This window comes from Gordonia jacobaea (assembly GCF_001186365.1).
GTDB lineage: Bacteria > Actinomycetota > Actinomycetes > Mycobacteriales > Mycobacteriaceae > Gordonia > Gordonia jacobaea.
This window is the reverse complement of record NZ_LDTZ01000017.1, coordinates 180,523-199,681: the sequence shown is the minus strand read 5'-3', so window position 1 is coordinate 199,681 and position 19,159 is coordinate 180,523. Positions and strand designations below refer to the sequence as shown.

Sequence of the window (19,159 nt, the reverse complement as noted above, 5' to 3'; positions counted from 1 at the left end):
CCCGGCACCCGCGCCGAACCCCCTTCTGAGCGGTTCCGTTCGCGGCGCACCCACGGCACTGGGCAAACGGCAGGTGACCAGCGGCTAGCATCGAGTCTGTGTCCACCGAGTCCCCGACCAACCGCGCAGACGTCTCAGGCGACGTCTCGTCGGCTGGTCACGGCGGTATTTCGGGTGGAAATTCAGGAGCGACGACGGGCAACGCCGCGGGTACATCGACTGGTTCCGGCGGGAAACCGGTGGGCAACTCGGGCGTTGGTTCGGCTGGCAAACCAGGTCCGTCGCGCCGCTCGCGCAGGGGTCGTCGACGACGACGCGCACAGGACAACCGACGCGCCGATACCGCTGGGACCGACCATCGCCCCGGTGCCGACCCTGCCCTGAACAGCAAGAACAACCTGAATAGCAAGAACAACGACAAGCAGCGAGACAGACAGCGCAAACGCGCGCCGTCGCCGGCGGATGTCGCACGCGCGACTTCCCGCTCGCACCGCGTCGAAGCAGGCATGGCCGACGCCGAACCCGCCGACCGTGACGCCGAAACGTCGATCGAGGGCGCGCATGCGAAGGTGACGCCGCCCAAGCCGTCGGACATCGCGGTCGTCAGCGCGAAGATCACCAAGACCGGCCTGACCCACGCGTCGAACGGCCCCAAACCCGGCCAGAACCGCAATCGACGCCGCGCCACCCGCACGGGCGATCGCAGCGCCAACAGCCCCGACCGACTGCAGACCGTGCGCGAGACCTCTGCGGGTGGGCTGGTCATCTCCGACCTCGAGCTCCCCGTCGACGAACTGTCAGCGGCGCTCATCGGCCGCGTCGACAGGCGCGGCAGGTTGATGTGGTCGCTCCCGAAGGGGCACATCGAGACCGGCGAGACCGCGGAACAGACCGCGATCCGCGAGGTCGCGGAGGAGACCGGTATTCAGGGCACGGTGGTCGCACCCCTCGGCAAGATCGACTACTGGTTTGTCAGCGAGGGCAAACGCATCCACAAAACGGTGCATCACTATCTGCTGCGCAGCGTCGGTGGAGAGCTTTCCGACGCCGATTACGAGGTCAGCGAGGTCGCATGGGTGCCGTTGCACGAGTTGCCGCGCAAGCTCACGTACTCTGACGAGCGGCGATTGGCCCGGATGGCGCGCGGCGTGATCGCCGATCTGGCCGCCGACCCCGCACGGTTGGCCCAATCCGAGGCCGAGAGCAGCCGCACCGAACCGAACGCATATGAGAAAGCCGCAGCCGCACGTAATCAGCGACGCAACGACGTCGGGCATCGCTCGGAGGTCAAGCGCCGCACGGACAGTCAGCCCCAGGCGCGGCCGCGTCGACGGCGCAGGCGTCCTCGGCGACCTGCGTCCGGGGATGCGTGACGTCCTGCGCATCGGTAGTTCTCGGCGCCTGAGCGCCTCTTTCGTCACGCGTGCGCGCGTTCTTCTCGCTGTTGTCGGCGTGGTGATCGTCGCGGCATTGTGTGCTGCTCCGGCCGCAGCGGTACCCACCACCGGCACCTCGGGCGCAACGACGTCACCGTCCGACGACCAGCGGTTTGCCTCCGTGGTCATCGACACACTCACGCCGTCGATGGTGACCACGACGTCGGGACCGGACGTCACCGTCGAGGGCCACGTGCGGAACACCAGTTCGCGCACGATCAAAGATCTGAGCATCCGCCTCGAACGCGGCGACGCCGTCCGCGACGCAGCGGGTCTGCGCAGCAGTCTTGCCGTCGCGCATCCTCCGATCGCCGTCGCCGGAGCGTTCCGCAATCTCACCGACGAACTCGCTCCCGGCGCCGAGGTCTCGTTCCGAATCAACATGTCGCTCTCGGGTGAATCGGGCATGCAGATATCGCGGCCGGGCGTGTACCCGCTGCAGGTCAACGTCAACGGCGTCCCCGACTACGGGTCGATGGCCCAGGTCGCAGGCTCTCGGACGCTGCTCCCCGTTCTCTCGCTGCCGCCGGACAAAGGTCGGGCCGCACAATTCGACTCGTCGGAATTCGATTCGACGCCTGGCAGCACCGACAGCACGTCCACCAGCGGAAACGACGGCCTAGGCGCCGACGGCGCGGTGTCGGCCGACATCTCCGACCCCGCACGCATCACGATGCTCTGGCCGCTCGCGGCTCCCCCGCAGCTCGCGCCGGGGGGTCTCGGTGGCGGCACCCAACCGGTCCGCCTGATCAGCGACGACATGGCCCGCTCACTGCGAGACGGCGGTCGCCTGCACGAACTCCTCGAGTCCGCACGCAACGTCGTCGGCACCGCCGCGAACGATTCGGGCGCAGGGGCAGGCACCCCCGGCGACTCCGGCAGCGCCTCCAATCCACCAGCGAGTGGTTCCGGTTCGGCGACCTCCGGGTCTGACACGTCATCCGGTTCCGCGACGTCTGATTCCGGAACGTCGGGTTCTGGGACACCCGGTCCGGGCAATCCCGCCTCGGGAACATCGACGGCTCCGGCCCAGCAGACCGCCTCCGACCTGCAACGAAGCATGTGCCTGGCCGTCGACCCAGACCTTTTGGTGACCGTTCGCGCGATGTCGCTGGGCTATGAGGTGTCCAGCAACCCCGCCGACCCGACGTCGCGCACCACACCCGGCACCGGTAGCGACGCCGCCACGCAGTGGCTGGCAGACCTTCGTGGTGTGGCGGCACGGACGTGTGTGGTCGCGCTGCCGTTCAGCCAGACCGATCTGACCTCGCTGGCGCGTATCGAGCGCTCGGGGCTGACCGCCGCCGCGCTTGACGCACCCGCAGACGTCGTCGACGCAATTCTCGGGGTGCGCAGTGTGCGGGGCCTGACTATTCCCGCGCTCGGCGCGGTCGATCAGGCGGGCAGCAAGCTGCTGCGCGATACGGACCACGCGAAGGTGCTCGCTTCGGCGTCGTCGGTGGATCCGACCGGGAATCCGAACGCCGCGGGCCTCTACAACGTCGGCGGACTGCTCACCCAGACCTACGACTCGTCGGTCAGCGCCGCGATGGGTGCAGTGGGCACGGCCCCACTGGTGTCCGCACTCACTCCGCCGAGCCAACAGTTCGACCTCGCCGCCGAGTCTCCGGTCAGCAGACGCCAAGCCGCCGTGGCGGCACTGGCATTCCGCTCGATCGCGACTCCGGGCTCCAGCACGAGCGGGGAACCGGACACCAGCACTCCCGTCACGAATACCGCCGGACGCGCGGACGTCGTGATGCCCCCGACCTACTGGTCGGCCACCTCCGACGACGCGAACGCACTGTTCTCGACCGCCACCGTTCTCTTCGGCTCGCGCGCAGCTACGCCTGCCCCGCTCGACGACCTGGTCAACAGGATCGGCGGAGCAGCAGCACCCGCACGGCTCGTCGAACCCCCGGGCATCGGCCCTGTCTCACAGATCGGACCAGTGCTCACCGACCGCACCGTCGACTCGATCCGGTCGGCAGCCGACGAATCGTGGCGCCTGCAGGGTGCGCTGGTCGATTCGGCCGACGTCGACGCCAGTCCCGAGCGTTACGTCTCCCAGTTGCGTGAGGATCTGCTCCGCTCGATCCGATCGCCCGACGAGAACAACACCGCAACACGGACCCGCCTTGCGCGAGAACGTCAGCAGCGTGTCGATGCGGTGCACTCGACGCTCCGCCGAATGCACGGATCGGTCACCATCCTTGACCCCGGCGGCCGATACACCCTCGCCTCGGAGCGAAGTCCGTTGTTACTCGTCGTACGTAACGACCTCGCGCTTCCCATCAGGGTCCGCATCACCACGACCGCGCCGAAGGATCTCGAGATCGGCGACGTCGGGGTCGTCGAGATCCCGGCACGCGGCACCCGACAGATCCAGTTGCCGACGCACGCGCAGTCATCCGAGGCGATGACGGTGACCATCGGAATGTCGACGGTAACCGGTGTCACACTCGGCACCCCGATCAAACTGTCGGTGTACTCGAACGCGTACGGAAAACCGCTGTTCATCGTCACGATTTGCGCAGCGGTCGCGTTGATCTTGCTCACGGCACGCCGCCTGTGGCGCCGGTTCCGCGGCAGGCCCGACCCCGCCGACCAGGACCGTCCCGAGCCCGACGAGCTTGAACGGATGCTCGCGGCAAGCACGTACCAGCAGCGGCGCCGTACCCTCCAACAGGAGGAAGCACTCGTCGAGACCGATCAGTTCGACGGGATCGCGCGCGACGACGCCGAGCCACCTAAGGCGCAGGACAGCGGCACAGCGGTCGACGGCAGCACAGCGGTCGACGGCGGTAGAGCGGTCGACAGTGGCAGAGCGGTCGACAGCAGTAGAGCAAAGGACAGTGGCACGGACAGGACAGGCGCATGAGCGATCGAGGACAACGCGGCGATCAGCCACGACGATCCGCGCCAGAGTCACCGCGGCGAGCCGCGTCGGAGCCACAGAGGCGAGGCGAATCAGAGGCACAGCAGCCAGGTGCACAAGATTCACAGCGGCCTGCCCCGTCAGAACAACAGCGCCGTGCCGCGCCGCGTCGCGTACCGCCGACTGATGCGACGACGCAGCGCGGGCCGAGTGCAAATGCATCGGGCCCCCGCGACCCCGGTATGCGCGACCCCGGTGTCGGACCAGCACCGCTGAACGGGCCGGTCGGTGCTCGTCCCCCGCTGTCGGGGCGAGCAGCTCCCCGTGTGATCCCTCCGGCGCGCCCGGACGCCCCACGTTCGACGACTCGCGATCCGCGCCCGTCCCGTGATCTGCCTCCTCACCGCGACGGCCAGCACGAACGCCCCCGCACCGACCGTGCCCAGCAGCCGCCGAGTGCACGGCGGCCACCGCCCGATCAACCACCGACTGACCAACCACCGACTGACCGACCGCCGCGCGGTAACCAACCTCGACGCGGCGCTCAGCCCCCGCGTGCCGCCCAGCCTCCCCGCGCGGGACGTCCGCTGCGCGAGACCCGACCTTCGGCGAGCGCGGCACGGGCCGCTGCGCCGGCGTCCACCGCGACCCAGGCGCGCGAGGCCGATACGTCTAAACCCAGCACCCCAGACACCGACACCCCTAATACCGACGACTCGTCGTCGACCGGTCTTGCGCGCGACTCCGACGCGAGCATCGTCAAGACGTCCGGGTCGATCGCGCTCGCCACGCTGACCAGCCGCATCACCGGGTTCATCCGAACCGTGCTGGTGCTTGCCATGCTCGGTCCCGCGATCGCGTCCGCGTTCCAGGCGGCGTACGTGCTGCCGAACATGATCGCCGAGGTTGTCCTCGGTGCCGTGCTGACCGCGATCGTGATCCCGACGCTCGTCCGCGCAGAAGCCGAGGACCCCGACGGTGGTCGGGGCTTCATCAACCGCATCTTCACCCTTGCGCTGTGCATGCTCGGCGCTGCGACGGTCATCGCTCTCGTCGCTGCTCCCCTGCTCACCTACCTCAACGTCGGCGACGGCGACGTCAACAGGCCGCTGACCACAGCGCTCGCCTATCTGCTGCTGCCGGAGATCCTGTTCTACGGGTTGTCGGCGCTGTTCATCGCCATCCTGAACATGAAGGGCCTGTTCAAACCGGGTGCGTGGGCTCCGGTGCTGAACAACGTCGTCCAGATCGCGACGCTCGTCCTGTACGCACTGATGCCCGGCGAGATCACACTCAATCCGGTCAAGATGTCCGAGCCCAAGCTGCTGGTCCTGGGTATCGGCACCACGCTCGGCGTCGTTCTGCAGGCGTGCATTCTGATCCCGTGGCTGCGTCGCGCGGGGGTGCAGCTGAAGCTGCAGTGGGGCATCGACGCGCGGTTGCGTGCCTTCGGTCGCCAGGCGGTCGCGATCGTCGGCTACGTAGCGATCCTGCAGGTCGGACTCGTCATCACCTACCGCATCGCCTCGCATGCCGACTCGTCGGGCATCTCGGTGTATGCGACGCACTGGCAGCTTCTGCAGCTCCCGTACGGTGTGCTCGGCGTGACGATCCTGACCGCGATCATGCCGCGCCTGTCGCGCAACGCCGCCGCCGATAACCGCGACGCCGTCGTCGACGATCTCTCCCTCGCCTCCCGCCTGACGATGGTCGCTCTGGTTCCGACGGTCGCGTTCATGACGTTCTTCGGTCCGGCAATCGGTATCGCGATCTTCAACTTCGGCAAGTTCGACGCCTCGATCTCCTCGCAGCTTGGCTCCGTGCTCGCCTGGGGCGCATTCACGCTCATCCCCTACGCCATCACGCTCGTCCAGCTCCGCGTGTTCTACGCCGCGCAGGATGCGTGGACTCCGACCTGGATCGCGCTGGGCATCACCGTCGTCAAGATCGCGTCGTCGTATCTGGGTCCGGTGCTCTTCTCCGATCCGCACATGGTGATCCGTTGGCTGTCGCTGTCGAATGGTCTCGGCTATCTCGCGGGCGCGATCGTCGGACACTTCCTCCTTCGTAAGCGCCTCGCCTACCGACGCCTCGAAGGCGTTGCGCGCACGACGATCGTGACGCTGATCGTGTCGCTCGGCGTCGCCGCGATCGTGTGGGTCGTCGCCGAGTTGTCGGGTCTCCACTATCTGGGCACGGCAGAGGGCAAGCTCGGTTCGCTGGCATATCTGCTGATCACCGCGGTCGTGGTGCTCGGTGTGACCTACGCGGGGCTGTCGGCGGCAGGACTGCCCGACGTCGTGGCGATCGGTAATTCGGTGCGCCGCTTGCTCGGTCGGTTCATCCCCGCTCTCGCGCCGCCCGCCGGTCAGGTCACGGAATCGTCGCCGACCATCACGGTTCAGTTTCCGCGGGTCACTGCCGATGAATCGCTCCCGTACTCTGGTCAGGTACAAGTGGTCCGGCGATTCGACCGTGGTACCGCGACCTGGCAGTCGTATGCGGTGCTCAGCGGTGGTGCCGCCGGTGGTCGGGGTCTCGAAGTCGGCTCACCAACGCGTGAACCACGAGATATTCGGTATCGCAGGAAAGGAGTCCGACGCGTGACTGACAGCGGCTTGACTGATAGCGGCTTGAGTGGCAGCGAGGTCGAGACCACCCCCCAGTCCGAGACGTCCTCCGATACGACGAGTGAGCAGGCCAAGCCCAACGAGCCGCGCTCATCCTCAAAGACCGGCGGACCCACCCCCGATCCCGACCGTCCCGAGGCCATCGGCACGCCCGTGCGCCGCGGACCGCGTCTCATCCCCGGCGCGGCTGTCGCCGGCGGTCGTTACCGCCTCCTCGACACCCACGGCGGCACCCGTGGCCTCCAATTCTGGCGCGCACAGGACATCAACCTCGACCGCGAGGTCGGCCTGACCTTCGTCGACGCCGAGCAGCTCGCACCGCCGCCCGAGCGCGGAGATCAGCCGAGCGCAAGCGATTCCGGCCCCCAGGGTGTTCTCACCCGCACTCTGCGACTGGGCCAGATCAGTTCCGCTGGCGTCGCGCGTGTTCTCGACGTCGTGCGTGGATCGTCGGGTGGCATCGTCGTCACCGAATGGGTCCCCGGATCGTCGTTGGCCGACGTCGCACGCTCGGGTCCCTCCCCCATCGGCGCCGCCCGTGCCGTCCGCGCGCTTGCGGCCGCCGCCGAAGCCGCACACCGTTCCGGCGGTGCGCTCTCCATCGACCATCCCGACCGGATTCGGATCAGCACCGACGGCAATGCCGTACTCGCTTTCCCGGGAACCCTAGCGGGCGACGACAAGTCGTCGGATGTCCGCGGACTCGGCGCCGTGCTGTACGCGCTACTGCTCGCACGGTGGCCTCTCGACGGCGAGACCGGACACCACCTCGTCACCACCGCCGACACGACGACGCCCGTCGGCGGACTGCCCATCGCCTCCCCCGGACCCGACGGTGAACCAATCGATCCGCGAGAGGTCAAGTCCGACATACCTTTCGAGATCTCAGCGGTCGCCTCGCGCGCACTCGACGGCGCACGCGGTATCCGCACTGCGGGCACCGTCCAGCATGTCCTCGACCAGGCAACCGTCCTCGACCTCCCGACCGACATGCTGCCCGCCATCAACGACGACGAGGCGCCGGTACGGATCGGCACCCACGAACCGTCGGCGGCCGCGGCCGCTCGTAAGCGCAACGTCGGGTTGCTCGCGGGCGCGGCGCTCCTCGCGCTGTTTGTTGTCATCGCGCTGATCGTTTGGGCCACAGGCATTTTCGGTGGCGACGAGGGCGACACCAACATCAACTCGATCCTCCCGACGACCTCGGCACCTGCCACACCCGGCAACCCGGCGCCCCCGCCCGCTGCGGGCACGGCGATCCCGCTCAATGCCGTCTCGATCGTCGACTTCTCCGCTCAGCCGCCGGACAATTCCGTCAATCTGCAGAACGTGATCAGCGGTGTCGCTCCGCCGTGGCGCAGCGACAGTTACCGCGGCTCAGCGGCTTTCGGTGGACTCAAGAACGGCATGGGCCTCATGTTCGACCTCGGCAGTGAGCAGAACGTCAAGGCCGTGACCATCAAGACGCCGACGCCCGGCTTCAACGTCGAGATCCGCACCGCACCGTCGGCAACGCCGACCGCCGCGCAGACCTCGACGCTGGCAACCGGCACGGTCGATCAGCCGAGCACGACGCTGACGGTCGAGAATCCGCAGGGCAGTCGCTACGTGATGGTCTGGCTCACCTCGCTGCCGAGCACAGGCAACGGCAGCTACCAGGTACAGATCGGCCAGGTCACGATGGCGCGCTGACGCGCCCGTCACCGCTTTCGACTGCTTCGGTCCCAGTGGCGCCGGCTCCGGCGACGCTTGCGGGTGCCCACCCGGGTGGACCGAACACGTAACCCAGGCGGGCACGCCAGCTTGCCGCTCCGCGGACGTCGCGCGCGATGCTCGCGTACTCGTGTGTTTGAAGCTTCACGATGTTGTACGTGCCGACCGACTTGGTGAGTCCGTATGTGGGACGGTGTGTTTCGGGCGAGAACGAGCCAAACAGCCTGTCCCAGATGATCAGCGTGCCTGCGTAGTTGCGGTCGAGATACTCCGGATCACTCCCGTGATGCACCCGGTGATGCGACGGCGTGTTGAAGACGAATTCGAAAGGGCGCCACATCTTGTCGATGCGCTCGGTGTGAATCCAGAACTGGTACACCAGGTTCAGCGAGTACGCGGCGAACACCAACGCGGGCGGCACACCGAGGAGGGGGAGTGGCAGCCACATCACTAGCGCCGCACTGATATTCCACTTTTGCCGCAGCGCCGTCGCGAAGTTGAAATACTCGCTCGAATGGTGCGCTTGGTGCGTCGCCCACACGAGCCGCACCCGATGCGACACCCGGTGCGACCAGTAGAACAAGAAGTCGACGCCGAGGAACGCGATAAGCCACGTGTACCAGGCGGTGGCCGGAAGATGCCACGGCGCGAGGTAGGTGAAGATCGCCGTGTACACGAGCAGCCCAAGCAGTTTCCACGCCGCGCTCGTGGCAATCGACACCACACCCATCGACAGACTCGCACGGGCATCGCGCTTCTCGTAGGCACCCTTCGGCGCGCGGCCCTCGTCGTCGGATTCCTCGAGCTTGTAGGCCGCGAACCACTCGATGGCCAGCATCGTCACGAAGAACGGGATCGCGAGGACCGTCGGCTCCCGCATCGGGTCGGGGAGTAGTTCGAGCATCGTGAGCGTCACCTCCGGTCCGCTATCTGACACGGCTATGTGTCAGATTTATGTTGACACAGTATCGTCTCAGATGGGGCGTGTCCATGCCGCCAGGCCAACGAGACAGACAGGCCGACCAGACAGGAAAGGATTCCGTGACACTCGAGACCTCCCAGCCCGGACCTTCGGGGCGGTTGTACGCCGGAACGGGGCCCGAGCAACGTCAGGCGCGGCGTCGAGCAGCTTTTGTCGACGCCGGACTGAACCTGTTCGGCCGCGAAGGCTTTCGTCACGTGTCGGTCAAGCGGCTCTGCGACGAGGCCGGCCTCACCCAGCGCTATTTCTACGAGTCCTTCTCCGACCGAAATGCGTTGCTGGCAGCCGTGTACGAACACTGCGTCGACATCTGCCGCGCGGCCGTAGGGGAGAGCCTCCTGCAGGTCCCGGACGTCACCAGCGGCCCCGCGACCAGCGACGACGCACCGGCTGAGCAGCGCCTCGCACAACTCACCCGCGTCGCCCTCGACGCCCTGCTCGAACGCCTCACCGGCGACCGACGGATGGCGCGCGTGATCCTCGTCGAGGTGGTCGGAGTCGACGCCTCTCTCGAGCGACTGCGGATGGACGCGATTCACGGGTGGGCCGAACTGGCCATGCACATCGCATTCGACGACGAGCAGCCGCCGGAGCGGTTCCGGCTCGCCGCGGTCGGGTTGATCGGTGCTCTCACGCAGCTCCTCGTCGACTGGTACATCGCGACCGACGCCGGAACACCGGCCGCCGACGTCTCCGACATCCGGGACGTCTGTGTTGAGATGTTCATCGCGACGTATCAGCGCCTGGCCTGACACACGACCTACCCTGGAAATCGGTCTACCGCCGCACAACCGACATCACCGGACGAAAGGTACCCGAACCATGTCCACAGCCGAGCTGACCGACCAGGTCGTCGAATTCCTCTCCACCGGAACACGAACCGGCAAGATCGCCTGGGTGTCGAAGGACGGCCGAGCGTTGGTCACGCCGATCTGGTTCATCGTCGAAGATGGCGCGCTGGTGTTCAACACCGGTCTGGATACGTCGAAAGGTCGCGCGCTGCAACGTGATTCGAGGGCAACCATCGTCGTCGACGACGAGAAGCCGCCGTTCTCGTTCGTGCAGGTCCAGGGCACCGTCGCCTTCGACGACGACCCCACCGACCTACTGCGCACAGCCTCGGCAATCGCCGAACGGTACATGGGTCCCGACCTCGCCGAGCAGTACGGCAAACGCAATGCCGTACCCGGCGAAGCGCTCGTGCGACTGACGCCGACGAAGGTCATCGCCGCATTCGACATCGCCGACTGAGCTGCTCACCGAGTACTCCGCCGAAATGTCGCGACCCCGCACGCACTACCCGTCGCGGTGCAGTCGCGGCTCGAGTTGCTGCGTCTTCTCGTCCGTCCAGCCGGGCGGCTGCAGGATGCGTGCCCAGGCATAGGGGATAGCCGACTGATAGTTGTGGCCGTGGCCGTCGGGAACATTGACCGACACCGCCATGTCGGCCGAGACCTGGAGGAAGGTGACGAACGGAATCCAGTGCGTCGCGCTGATGACGTCCCTGCCGCGCTGTTCCTTGAGCCAATCCGGTTCGCGCAGAATGAGTTGCGGCGACCACCAGGCGATGGGGTCGGACGCGTGCTGCAGATAGACCATGCGCGAGTAGTCCCACGGTGCGTCGGGCCGGTCGAGATCTTTCTCGTCGGCGATGAAGCGCACCTGCCTGCCGTTGTTGTAGATCGGCAGCCACTGCGGTGATCCCTTGTCGCGGCCCGCGGTGGCATCGTTCCAGAGCGTGTTGCTGAACGTCGGCCCGGAGAGCAGCGCGCCGTCGGTCCGCGCGGTGACGGTCGGGACCGTACCGAAAGCCGCTTCGGCGCCGAAGGATCCGAGACTTTCGCCGAAGACGACGAGCTTCGGACGCTCCGCTTCGGGAAGCTCGCGCACCTTGGCGTCGACCGCCTCGAACAGTGACGCACCCGCCTGGCGGGCTCGCTCCTTGTCGACGATGAACGAAATCCAGCTCGGCAGATACGAATACTGCATCGCCACGGTGGCGACGTCGCCGTTGTACATGTATTCGAGCGAGTCGATGGTCGCCTTGTTGAGCCAACCGGATCCGGTCGTCGACCCGATCGCGATCACCTTGCGCTTCAAGCCACCCGCGCGCACGAGTTCGTCGGCAGCCAACTGCGCGTTGGCGCGCAGATTGTCGCCGGAACCCAGTCCGACGAACGCTCGGATCGGTTCCATCGCCGGTTGCTGGTTGAACTCCGACAGCTTCGCGATGTCCGGTCCGTTGGAGACGATCACACGACCCTCACGCCCGAGCGACTCCCACGTCACCAGCGACCCGGGGCCGCCCGATCGGAGCCCGGACGTCGGGGGAGCGGTGTTCGGCCGGACCTCGTCGTTGGCGGAGGCGAATGTGCTGTTGAGCGCCTTCATCGAGTACTTCGCGACAACACCGTTGAGGATGAATACGGTCACCAGCGCGACCACGAGGAGTCCCGCGACCGCGGCAACGCGTGGCGGAGCGATCTTTCTGAGCTGTCGCACAAGCCATGTCACGAGACTCGCCCATGCTTGCCCGATCACCATCAACAGCACGAAGACGAGCACGGCGAAGATCGCGATGATCGGATACGCCGTCCAGGTGAGGTTCTCGACACCCATCAGATTGCGAATCTCGGTCTGCCACCGCGAATACCAGTACAGCATCACGACCGTGCCGATGATCGCGATCAAACCCAACGCAATCCAATAGTTTCGCTTCGGCGACGGCCAGCGCTCCGAGCGAGACAGCATGTACCGCACCAGCCAGGCGATGAACACACCGACGCAATAGCCGACTGCCGCAGCGCCACCCGACACGACGCCCTGGAACAACGGGCCGCGCGGCAGCAATGAGGGCGTCGTCGACAACCAGAGGAAGACCGTCCCGAACATGAGCCCGGCGAAACTGATGCGATGCGCATAGGCCAGCGCCGCGTGCCGCAGCTTCGACGACCAGCTCGACGACGACCTGCCGTGCTCGTCTTCGGCGTCGGGCTTGCTGTCTTGGTCCGCCTTGCTGTCTTGGCCCGCCTTGTTCTCGACGGCGGGCTTGGTGTCGGCTGCCGCTTTGCTGTCGACAGTGCTGGGCTCGGCGAGTTGGCCGTCACCGTCGGGTGTAGGACCCGAGGTACTGGTCTTCGACGACGCATCGTGCTCGGAGCCGGTCGCTGGCTTGTCTGGCACCTGGGCACCCTTCGTGGTCATCGGACATCGATGTGACTCGTGAATCCTAAACCTGTGCGACGCTACCGTGGTGAGCCGCAACGACAATGTCTCATCCGCGAGCTCACGCTTGCCCGATTCTCGAAAGCGTCGTCGACTGTGGTTGGTGCCAATTGTTGGTGCCGCGTTAATGCTGACCGCGCAGATGTGCGCTCATTTTCTGCACTTTCCGGGCGTCGAATGGTTGGTGACGGTCGCCGCGGTGGTTGCAGTGTCCATCGCGCTCGCCGCGGGGCTCACTCACGAGGACCTGGGCCTCGGCGGTGCGGGCCTGCGCAGCGGCGGACGATACGCGTTGGTCATCGTCCTTGCGGTCGTTGTTGTGGTCGTTGTCGGCGTCGCCATTCCGCCGACACGCGAGCTGTTTCAGAACGACGCCTATCGCGACCTCGGACACGCGCTACTGGCTGCGTTCGTCGTGATTCCGTTCCAGACGGTGCTGCCCGAGGAGTTGTTCTTCCGTGGTGTGCTGTTCGGCTCGCTGCGTCGACTCACGACGCCCACCCGCGCCCTGCTGATCCAAGCCGTGCTCTTCGGCTGTTGGCATGTGGTCACGTCACTCGGACTCACCGCGGGCAACGCGGGCCTGTCAGACCTCTTCGGACAGACCGTGTTCGCACAGTTCATCGGTGTCGTGGTGGCTGTCGCCGTCACGGCAGCAGCAGGTGTGCTTCTCGGATGGCTCCGCGTGCGCAGCGACAGTCTGCTCGCTCCCATAGCCTTGCACTGGGCCGCCAATGGCATCGGTGCCGTCGGCGCCGCGCTGGCTTGGCGGTTCGGGGGATAGGCGGTCCGAATAGGCGCTCGAACCGGACAGTACACGCGACGATCCGACAACCCCGGTTCGCGCGGCACAGACGAGGTCCGGCCGAATTCGGCGCGATGGCTGGGGCCCGTGTCCGCCGGCGCGGAAAGCAGGGGAAGGGTCCGCGCGGCATCCAGCCGTGCAGAAACTAGGGGAAGTATTCTTTTCCCGGCTTGTGTACGTTTCCGTGAGTTGTTTCTTGGGGAACGGTCAGGGACTCGAGGAAGAGTTCGACAAGGCACCTTAGAGCCGCGTCGCTCGGCCGGGAAAGCAGTAATGAAAGCCACGATTGCGATCCCGATCTTCGATATCTAGGCCGACGCCGGAACTCCCAAGCGGTATAGAGCACATGCCGCCCGCACTCTCCCTTTACGCGACCTGTCGGTGAAACGAGGGTCAATCACGGTGCGCCAATTTCCACGACTTCGCCCATAACTCGAGTGGCCCCAGGCTGACCAGAAGCGCTGCGCCGTGCGTCGTCAACCGGTAGCCCGAGCGCCCTTTGGTGACGATCTTCGCGTCGACCAGCTCGTCGAGCCGCTGAGACATCGTTGTCGGAGACGCCTCGGGAATTCGGCGACGAAGGTCGGAGAATCGCACCGCTCCGAAGCGGAGTTCCCAGAGTATCCGCAACATCCATCGACGGCCCAAGAGGTCGAATGCGGCCATGATCGGCCGACCAGTCTCCGAGCCGCGGACAGCGTTCCCAGGGATGGGAGCTGACTCGTCGTCGGACATGGTTTCGAGAATACCGGGCGACTTCAGCCCCTGAGCGCTGCCACACCCTTGCATCTTTGGTCCAATTAGTGGACTATCGATCGGTATGTCAGTCGGCATAGTTTTATGGCTAGCCCGCGCGGGGAACGGCCCCGAAACCCGTCTGTACTGGCAAACTGTCGTTGACAGCAGTCGCCCGGCGGAGCGACAGCTAGATGATCGATGCATCCGAGCAACCCGAAGTGGTTCATAGATTGGATTACACCGTGTATCAACAGAGACTTCGCGAACCAGATCGTCGACCAGGGCAGCCCGCGTGAACGACCGCATATCGACCGCCGCGGCCGCAGCCATCGTGCAGGTCGCACTCCCATTGGCCGACCGGCGAATCGACGCATCGCAGAAGCCCTATGCGGGCAGCCCGGAACTGATCCCGCACGAGGCATCGCGGCGGTGGGGCTTCACGCATTTCGGAGTCTTCGTGCCACGGTTGCCGGACCCGCATCGATACCTGAATACGATGACCCTGATCGGTGCGACCGGAACCGAGTTGTTCGACAATGACGGGTTCGTCGTCGAGCCCGATGCCCGACGCACGACGACAGTCTTGTCGTCGACAGCACACGGAGATCAGTACCACTACCAGCGCTACGACGCGCGCCGCGATTGTGACTTGGCCGCAGACGGCTCGAAGCTGGCGTGGGGTCAGGACCTCGAGATCGAGGTCGCACTGCCGAAAGTGGCGGTGCGAGGGCGGTATTCGACGTTTTCTGTCGATCTGAATCTGGAGGTCACCGACAATGTCGCCTACTTCACCAAGTCCCCGGTCTATGACCATCTGAGTCTGCTGGCACCGTACACGGGCACGATCACAGACGATGCCGGCGCGACCTCCGTGGAGGGGCTGGGGACCTTTGAATACTGCCGCGCGATGACGCCGCAGAACTTCTCCGCGTCCCCGTTGCCACCACGACTCAAACTGCCGTCGGACTATTTCACCTACCAGATTCTCCAACTCGATGACGTCACCCAGGTGCTTCTCACTGAGGTGCAGGCACGCGGCCAATCGGCGTGCCTGATGGCGCATCTACGGACCGCCTACGGTGATCGACAGGTCTTCGACGACATCGAATTCGAGGTGATCGAGTGGGGTCGCGACCAGGTCGATCCGTGGGGACGCGGTATGCCTGTGCCGCAAAGACTTCGGTGGCTGGTTCGCGACAGCCAAGGTCACGAGGTCCTCGTAATCGACGGCGAGGTCGATGCGCCGTGGCGGTTCGGCCACGGCCGTGGCTACGTCGGCGCTTATCACTACACGGGCACCTTTCGCGCAGCGTCCATCGCCGACACCGGATACATCGAATGGATTGATCTGCGCCGCAAGCAGAGTCGGTCGTAAGCAGACCGGCGGACTGCACTCAGCACAGACGACACCCAGCACTGATCGACTATCAACCAAAGGAGCGCCCATGGCCATCTGGACCACCCTTGACCCCGTCGACCTCAGCTACTTCGACACCGCACAGCACAGCTTCAGCTACGACGTCGACGTTCCGGGCGCTGATCCCGACACCGTCTGGGCAGATATCGTTGCGCCGCAGCCGTTACCGTGGGTGCGCGCGCTGCGCGGGCACTACCTGAGTCCCGAGCCCCTCGGCGTCGGCAGTCGCCGCGAAGTAGCCGTGCTTCGGGGCGTGATGACCTTGCGTGAGCATTTCTTTCTGTGGGACAACACCATTCACCGGCACAGTTTCTATGCCACCGAGGCGAGTGTTCCGCTGTTCCGATCCTTCGCGGAGGACTACCACGTCACAGCGTTGGGATCGGGGAGTAGGTTCACATGGCGTTTCGCGTTCGACGCCCACCGCGGCTTCGGCCCCATCGTCGCCGCAGGTGTCCCTCTCAATCGCCGCCTGTTCGCATCGATCATCGGGGATACCCAGCGCCACTTCGATACCCAGTACCCGGCCCGAGGAGGAGTGCTATGAGTTCCGCGCAGTGTGCAAGGCCATCCGCACGTCCGGTTCACTACACCAGCACCGATCGGTCCGGCGGCCTCAAGCGTCTCGGGATCTCAGCGGTCGCTCGAGTGATGCGTACCTCGAACCACAACTCTGCCGTCCGTGACGACCTCCCCAAAGATCTGACGTTCCCCCCGAGTTCGACGCGCGTGCTGACCAAAGGTGCCGCGCACTACGGCATCATGATCCCCGACCTACCGGAGCCGCATCGATTCCTTGCCCACATGATCGTGATCGGCGGCACCGGATTCCGCGCCTGGGACGACAACGGCGCCATCCCCGGTCGGCCGCGCGGGGTCACGCAACTTGGCTGGGGCACAGCGCAATCCGATCCGACCCGCTCCTTCCACGTCTTCGGCGTCGACGGAACGGAACTGGCCGACGACGGGAGTGTTCTCCGCTTCGGACAGAATCACACTTTGAGCGTCGACTACCCCTCGGTGCACCTACGCAGCACCCTCGACGACCTGAATGTCGCACTCGATCTGCACTGCACAGACGACATCAGCTGGGTCGCCGATAGCGAAATCTACCGCCACTACAGTCTCCTGTGTCAGTACGAGGGCACGATCGCATCCAAAGACTCTGCCGCGCAACAGGTCAGCGGAACCTGCACCTTCGAGTACGGCATCGGCTACGCGCCGTTCATGGACCTGCCGCGGATGCTTCCCACGCCGCTGAAGATCCCCGCCGATTTCTTCACCTACCACGTCCTCGATCTCGGGCCCGGAGAGCAGATCGTTGCGTGCGCGCTTGGCGCCTTCGGCCGCCATACCGCCCTCATGGGCGCAGATATCAGGCAGGTGGGCACGGGCGTACGACGGATCGGAGTCGAGGCAGAGTTCACCGTGACCGAGTTCGCCTCCGTACCAACCAGTTACGACGGCCGCGCCGAGATGGTACTGCCGACCGCGTTCACCTGGCGTTTCACCCATGACGACGGCACGACCTCCTACATCGACGGAACTGTCGATACTCATTGGCTCTACGCGGGCATGGGCTATATCGCCGGATACCAGTGGCATGGCGAGATCGAAGGACGAACGCGTACGGGGCAGGGATACCTCGAATACTCGGACCGACGGGCAGGAGCACTGCGATGACCGCGACGAGAGCATTGACGGCTACGAGCCTGCTCCAGCGGATGGGCACCAACAAGGCTGTGTCGCAGGTCATGCGGCGCTCGGTTCCGCTTGATCGTTCGATCGCCCGACTCACCGGCGGACGGCTCCATCTCGTACCCCGCGCACTTCTGCCCCAGCTGATCCTCACCACGACGGGACGTCGAAGCGGCCAGCCACGAACGACGCCTCTCATCTACATAGAGGACGGCAACGACTACGTCGTCGTCGCATCAAATTTCGGCCAAAACCGCCGGCCCGCATGGTCATACAACCTCGAAGCAACACCAAGCGCCACCATCACCATAGGTCGCCAGACAAAGTCGGTACACGTCCAGCGCCTGACGGAATCGGAGCGAACCGCCATCTGGCCCAAGGCAATTGCGACGTGACCCGCCCACCGATCATCGACGTCGAGGGCCAAGCAGTGATCGTCACCTGCGCGGACGATACTTGTGCGTGTCTTCGAAGACCACTTCGAAGGTTCCCGCCTCCGCGGACTCGATGAAGTCGTCGATGCTATCGGCCTGAACGATGGTGTCCTCCCAATCACGATGGCCCGGGAACATCATGACGACAGGGCTTGCGTCGCCGACACGAGTGTCCAACTGCAGTCGGCTCGATCCACCGTCGTTGCCGATCATCGCAGCGCCGATGCGCGGTGACCACTCATAGAACGCGTTCGTCACGTCGGCAATATCGGCGGGTGTGAAGAGTTCGAAATACTCTGGGCCCTCGGCCTTATCGAGGACACTCGCGCCGGTGAGATATTCGACCCAACGCTGCGGAAGCCGAACACCAAGCGCTTCCTCGGCTGAGCGCACCTCGTCAAGCGAACTGCCCGGGCGGTAGGTGAACCGGCGAACCGCGTACACCGATGCCGCACCCACGCCTGTATCGCCGAGTGCGTCGGGCGCGACGAGCTCGTTCGGCGGTAGATGGTAGATGTCGCAACAGATTCCCGGCTCGACGCCTGCCCGTCCTCGTGTGACGACGTCGGTGAAATCATCCCCACTGACCGTCGACGTCGCGTGCGCCATCGCCTCTGCCAGCGTTCCGCGCTCGGGCATGTCCGCCGGTCGTAGCGCCGCCAGCCAGATCACGGCGGACCCTGCTGCAGGATGCGGTCCTCGCGCATCGCTGGCGTCGTGATCTCGTAGATCAGCCATTCGCCGTCGACCTTTTTCAGCGTGAACTCGATGTCGCTACCGAAGCTTGGTGAGGGCGTGCCCGTCGATGTCCCGTCGGTGCGCGTTTCGGCGTAGTCAGTGGTCAGCGTGGCAGTATCACCGGTGATCGTGAGATCCCGTCTGTTGGTGTACTGCGCATTGAAGTGCACTGCGTCGAGTTGCTTGCGCCGTCCGGCGAACGCCTCGTCCGATCCGCCGTAGTAGAAGCGCTCGGGGGCGTCCAGAGTAAGCGTCGCCAAGATGTCGCGACGCGAACCGTGAGACTTCGCGTGCTCGTAGCGATCCACCGCCGCGTATATCTGTGACTCTTGCGATGACATCGAGTTTCAAGAACCCTCTCTCTGTGATTCATTGGGCCGGTTGGGTTTTCACCCACAGTCGCGCGACAGACCGTGCGACACCCTGGTCGGGAAATCGACCTGAGACTCGCACTCGGTACGGCCC

15 protein-coding genes are annotated in these 19,159 nt (G+C 65.4%); 10 read left to right on the top strand and 5 right to left on the bottom strand.

Translation table 11 applies throughout. The annotated features are described in order from the left end of the window. The first annotated feature begins 98 nt into the window (after positions 1 to 98). From ABW18_RS12085 to ABW18_RS12070, 3 genes are all read left to right on the top strand, one after another. Positions 99 to 1,373, top strand: coding sequence for an NUDIX hydrolase (locus tag ABW18_RS12085; protein WP_083444385.1), 1,275 nt, complete (start codon positions 99 to 101; stop codon positions 1,371 to 1,373). Next, on the top strand, positions 1,366 to 4,317 hold the full coding sequence (locus ABW18_RS12080; RefSeq protein WP_049699209.1) for a DUF6049 family protein: 2,952 nt from the start codon (positions 1,366 to 1,368) through the stop codon (positions 4,315 to 4,317). The genes ABW18_RS12085 and ABW18_RS12080 overlap by 8 nt, the downstream gene beginning before the upstream one ends. A gap of 239 nt (positions 4,318 to 4,556) precedes the next feature. Next, positions 4,557 to 8,636 carry a murein biosynthesis integral membrane protein MurJ gene (locus tag ABW18_RS12070; RefSeq protein WP_331436322.1) on the top strand — a complete coding sequence of 1,360 codons (4,080 nt, stop codon included), beginning with the start codon at positions 4,557 to 4,559 and terminating at the stop codon, positions 8,634 to 8,636. Here ABW18_RS12070 and ABW18_RS12065 read toward each other — a convergent pair. Beyond that, positions 8,620 to 9,561, bottom strand: coding sequence for a sterol desaturase family protein (locus ABW18_RS12065; protein WP_049699457.1), 942 nt, complete (start codon positions 9,559 to 9,561; stop codon positions 8,620 to 8,622). The genes ABW18_RS12070 and ABW18_RS12065 overlap by 17 nt on opposite strands. 137 nt (positions 9,562 to 9,698) lie before the next feature. On the opposite strand from ABW18_RS12065, the gene ABW18_RS12060 reads away from it, so the two are divergent. Together ABW18_RS12060 and ABW18_RS12055 are read left to right on the top strand one after the other, a co-directional pair. Beyond that, entirely contained in the window at positions 9,699 to 10,391 is a 693-nt protein-coding gene (locus ABW18_RS12060) for a TetR/AcrR family transcriptional regulator (protein WP_049699456.1), read from the top strand. A gap of 70 nt (positions 10,392 to 10,461) precedes the next feature. Beyond that, complete coding sequence (locus ABW18_RS12055) at positions 10,462 to 10,890, top strand: PPOX class F420-dependent oxidoreductase (protein WP_049699206.1); 429 nt, start codon at positions 10,462 to 10,464, stop codon at positions 10,888 to 10,890. 45 nt (positions 10,891 to 10,935) lie between these two features. Here the strand turns inward: ABW18_RS12055 and ABW18_RS12050 are convergent, their stop codons facing one another. Beyond that, the gene (locus tag ABW18_RS12050) at positions 10,936 to 12,822 is read right to left on the bottom strand and encodes an alpha/beta hydrolase (RefSeq protein ID WP_049699455.1); all 1,887 of its coding nucleotides are present in this window, start codon (positions 12,820 to 12,822) and stop codon (positions 10,936 to 10,938) included. A 169-nt stretch (positions 12,823 to 12,991) separates the two neighbouring features. Here ABW18_RS12050 and ABW18_RS12045 point away from each other — a divergent pair, with 169 nt between their 5' ends. Further along, a complete protein-coding gene (locus tag ABW18_RS12045; RefSeq protein ID WP_049699205.1) occupies positions 12,992 to 13,648 on the top strand; it encodes a CPBP family intramembrane glutamic endopeptidase in 657 nt (218 codons plus the stop codon). Positions 13,649 to 14,062: 414 nt separating this feature from the next. Here ABW18_RS12045 and ABW18_RS12040 read toward each other — a convergent pair whose 3' ends face one another. Beyond that, positions 14,063 to 14,404: a winged helix-turn-helix transcriptional regulator gene (locus ABW18_RS12040; protein WP_049699454.1), complete on the bottom strand. Its 342-nt coding sequence runs from the start codon at positions 14,402 to 14,404 to the stop codon at positions 14,063 to 14,065. 295 nt (positions 14,405 to 14,699) lie between these two features. Here ABW18_RS12040 and ABW18_RS12035 point away from each other — a divergent pair, with 295 nt between their 5' ends. From ABW18_RS12035 to ABW18_RS12020, 4 genes are all read left to right on the top strand, one after another. Further along, a complete protein-coding gene (locus ABW18_RS12035; protein ID WP_049699204.1) occupies positions 14,700 to 15,782 on the top strand; it encodes a DUF6670 family protein in 1,083 nt (360 codons plus the stop codon). Positions 15,783 to 15,852: 70 nt separating this feature from the next. Continuing rightward, the gene (locus tag ABW18_RS12030; protein ID WP_049699203.1) at positions 15,853 to 16,371 is read left to right on the top strand and encodes an SRPBCC family protein; all 519 of its coding nucleotides are present in this window, start codon (positions 15,853 to 15,855) and stop codon (positions 16,369 to 16,371) included. Further along, positions 16,368 to 17,507, top strand: coding sequence for a DUF6670 family protein (locus ABW18_RS12025; RefSeq protein ID WP_049699202.1), 1,140 nt, complete (start codon positions 16,368 to 16,370; stop codon positions 17,505 to 17,507). Before ABW18_RS12030 ends, ABW18_RS12025 begins: the two co-directional genes overlap by 4 nt. Then, positions 17,504 to 17,917, top strand: a complete 414-nt coding sequence (locus ABW18_RS12020; protein ID WP_082946598.1) for a nitroreductase/quinone reductase family protein — start codon at positions 17,504 to 17,506, stop codon at positions 17,915 to 17,917. The genes ABW18_RS12025 and ABW18_RS12020 overlap by 4 nt, the downstream gene beginning before the upstream one ends. Positions 17,918 to 17,959: 42 nt before the next feature. Here the strand turns inward: ABW18_RS12020 and ABW18_RS12015 are convergent, their stop codons facing one another. Continuing rightward, entirely contained in the window at positions 17,960 to 18,694 is a 735-nt protein-coding gene (locus ABW18_RS12015; RefSeq protein ID WP_231894049.1) for an SMI1/KNR4 family protein, read from the bottom strand. After that, a complete protein-coding gene (locus ABW18_RS12010) occupies positions 18,625 to 19,035 on the bottom strand; it encodes a hypothetical protein (RefSeq protein ID WP_082937805.1) in 411 nt (136 codons plus the stop codon). Before ABW18_RS12010 ends, ABW18_RS12015 begins: the two co-directional genes overlap by 70 nt. Positions 19,036 to 19,159: the final 124 nt, after the last annotated feature.

What these genes read in the sequence shown, in the direction of transcription:
- ABW18_RS12080 (WP_049699209.1), top strand. Translation starts at nt 1,366, where the DNA reads ATGCGTGACGTCCTGCGCATCGGTAGTTCTCGGCGCCTGAGCGCCTCT.
- ABW18_RS12070 (WP_331436322.1), top strand. Translation starts at nt 4,557, where the DNA reads ATGCGCGACCCCGGTGTCGGACCAGCACCGCTGAACGGGCCGGTCGGT.
- ABW18_RS12065 (WP_049699457.1), bottom strand. Translation starts at nt 9,561, where the DNA reads ATGCTCGAACTACTCCCCGACCCGATGCGGGAGCCGACGGTCCTCGCG.
- ABW18_RS12055 (WP_049699206.1), top strand. Translation starts at nt 10,462, where the DNA reads ATGTCCACAGCCGAGCTGACCGACCAGGTCGTCGAATTCCTCTCCACC.
- ABW18_RS12045 (WP_049699205.1), top strand. Translation starts at nt 12,992, where the DNA reads ATGCTGACCGCGCAGATGTGCGCTCATTTTCTGCACTTTCCGGGCGTC.
- ABW18_RS12040 (WP_049699454.1), bottom strand. Translation starts at nt 14,404, where the DNA reads ATGTCCGACGACGAGTCAGCTCCCATCCCTGGGAACGCTGTCCGCGGC.
- ABW18_RS12030 (WP_049699203.1), top strand. Translation starts at nt 15,853, where the DNA reads ATGGCCATCTGGACCACCCTTGACCCCGTCGACCTCAGCTACTTCGAC.
- ABW18_RS12025 (WP_049699202.1), top strand. Translation starts at nt 16,368, where the DNA reads ATGAGTTCCGCGCAGTGTGCAAGGCCATCCGCACGTCCGGTTCACTAC.
- ABW18_RS12020 (WP_082946598.1), top strand. Translation starts at nt 17,504, where the DNA reads ATGACCGCGACGAGAGCATTGACGGCTACGAGCCTGCTCCAGCGGATG.
- ABW18_RS12015 (WP_231894049.1), bottom strand. Translation starts at nt 18,694, where the DNA reads ATGGCTGATCTACGAGATCACGACGCCAGCGATGCGCGAGGACCGCAT.
- ABW18_RS12010 (WP_082937805.1), bottom strand. Translation starts at nt 19,035, where the DNA reads ATGTCATCGCAAGAGTCACAGATATACGCGGCGGTGGATCGCTACGAG.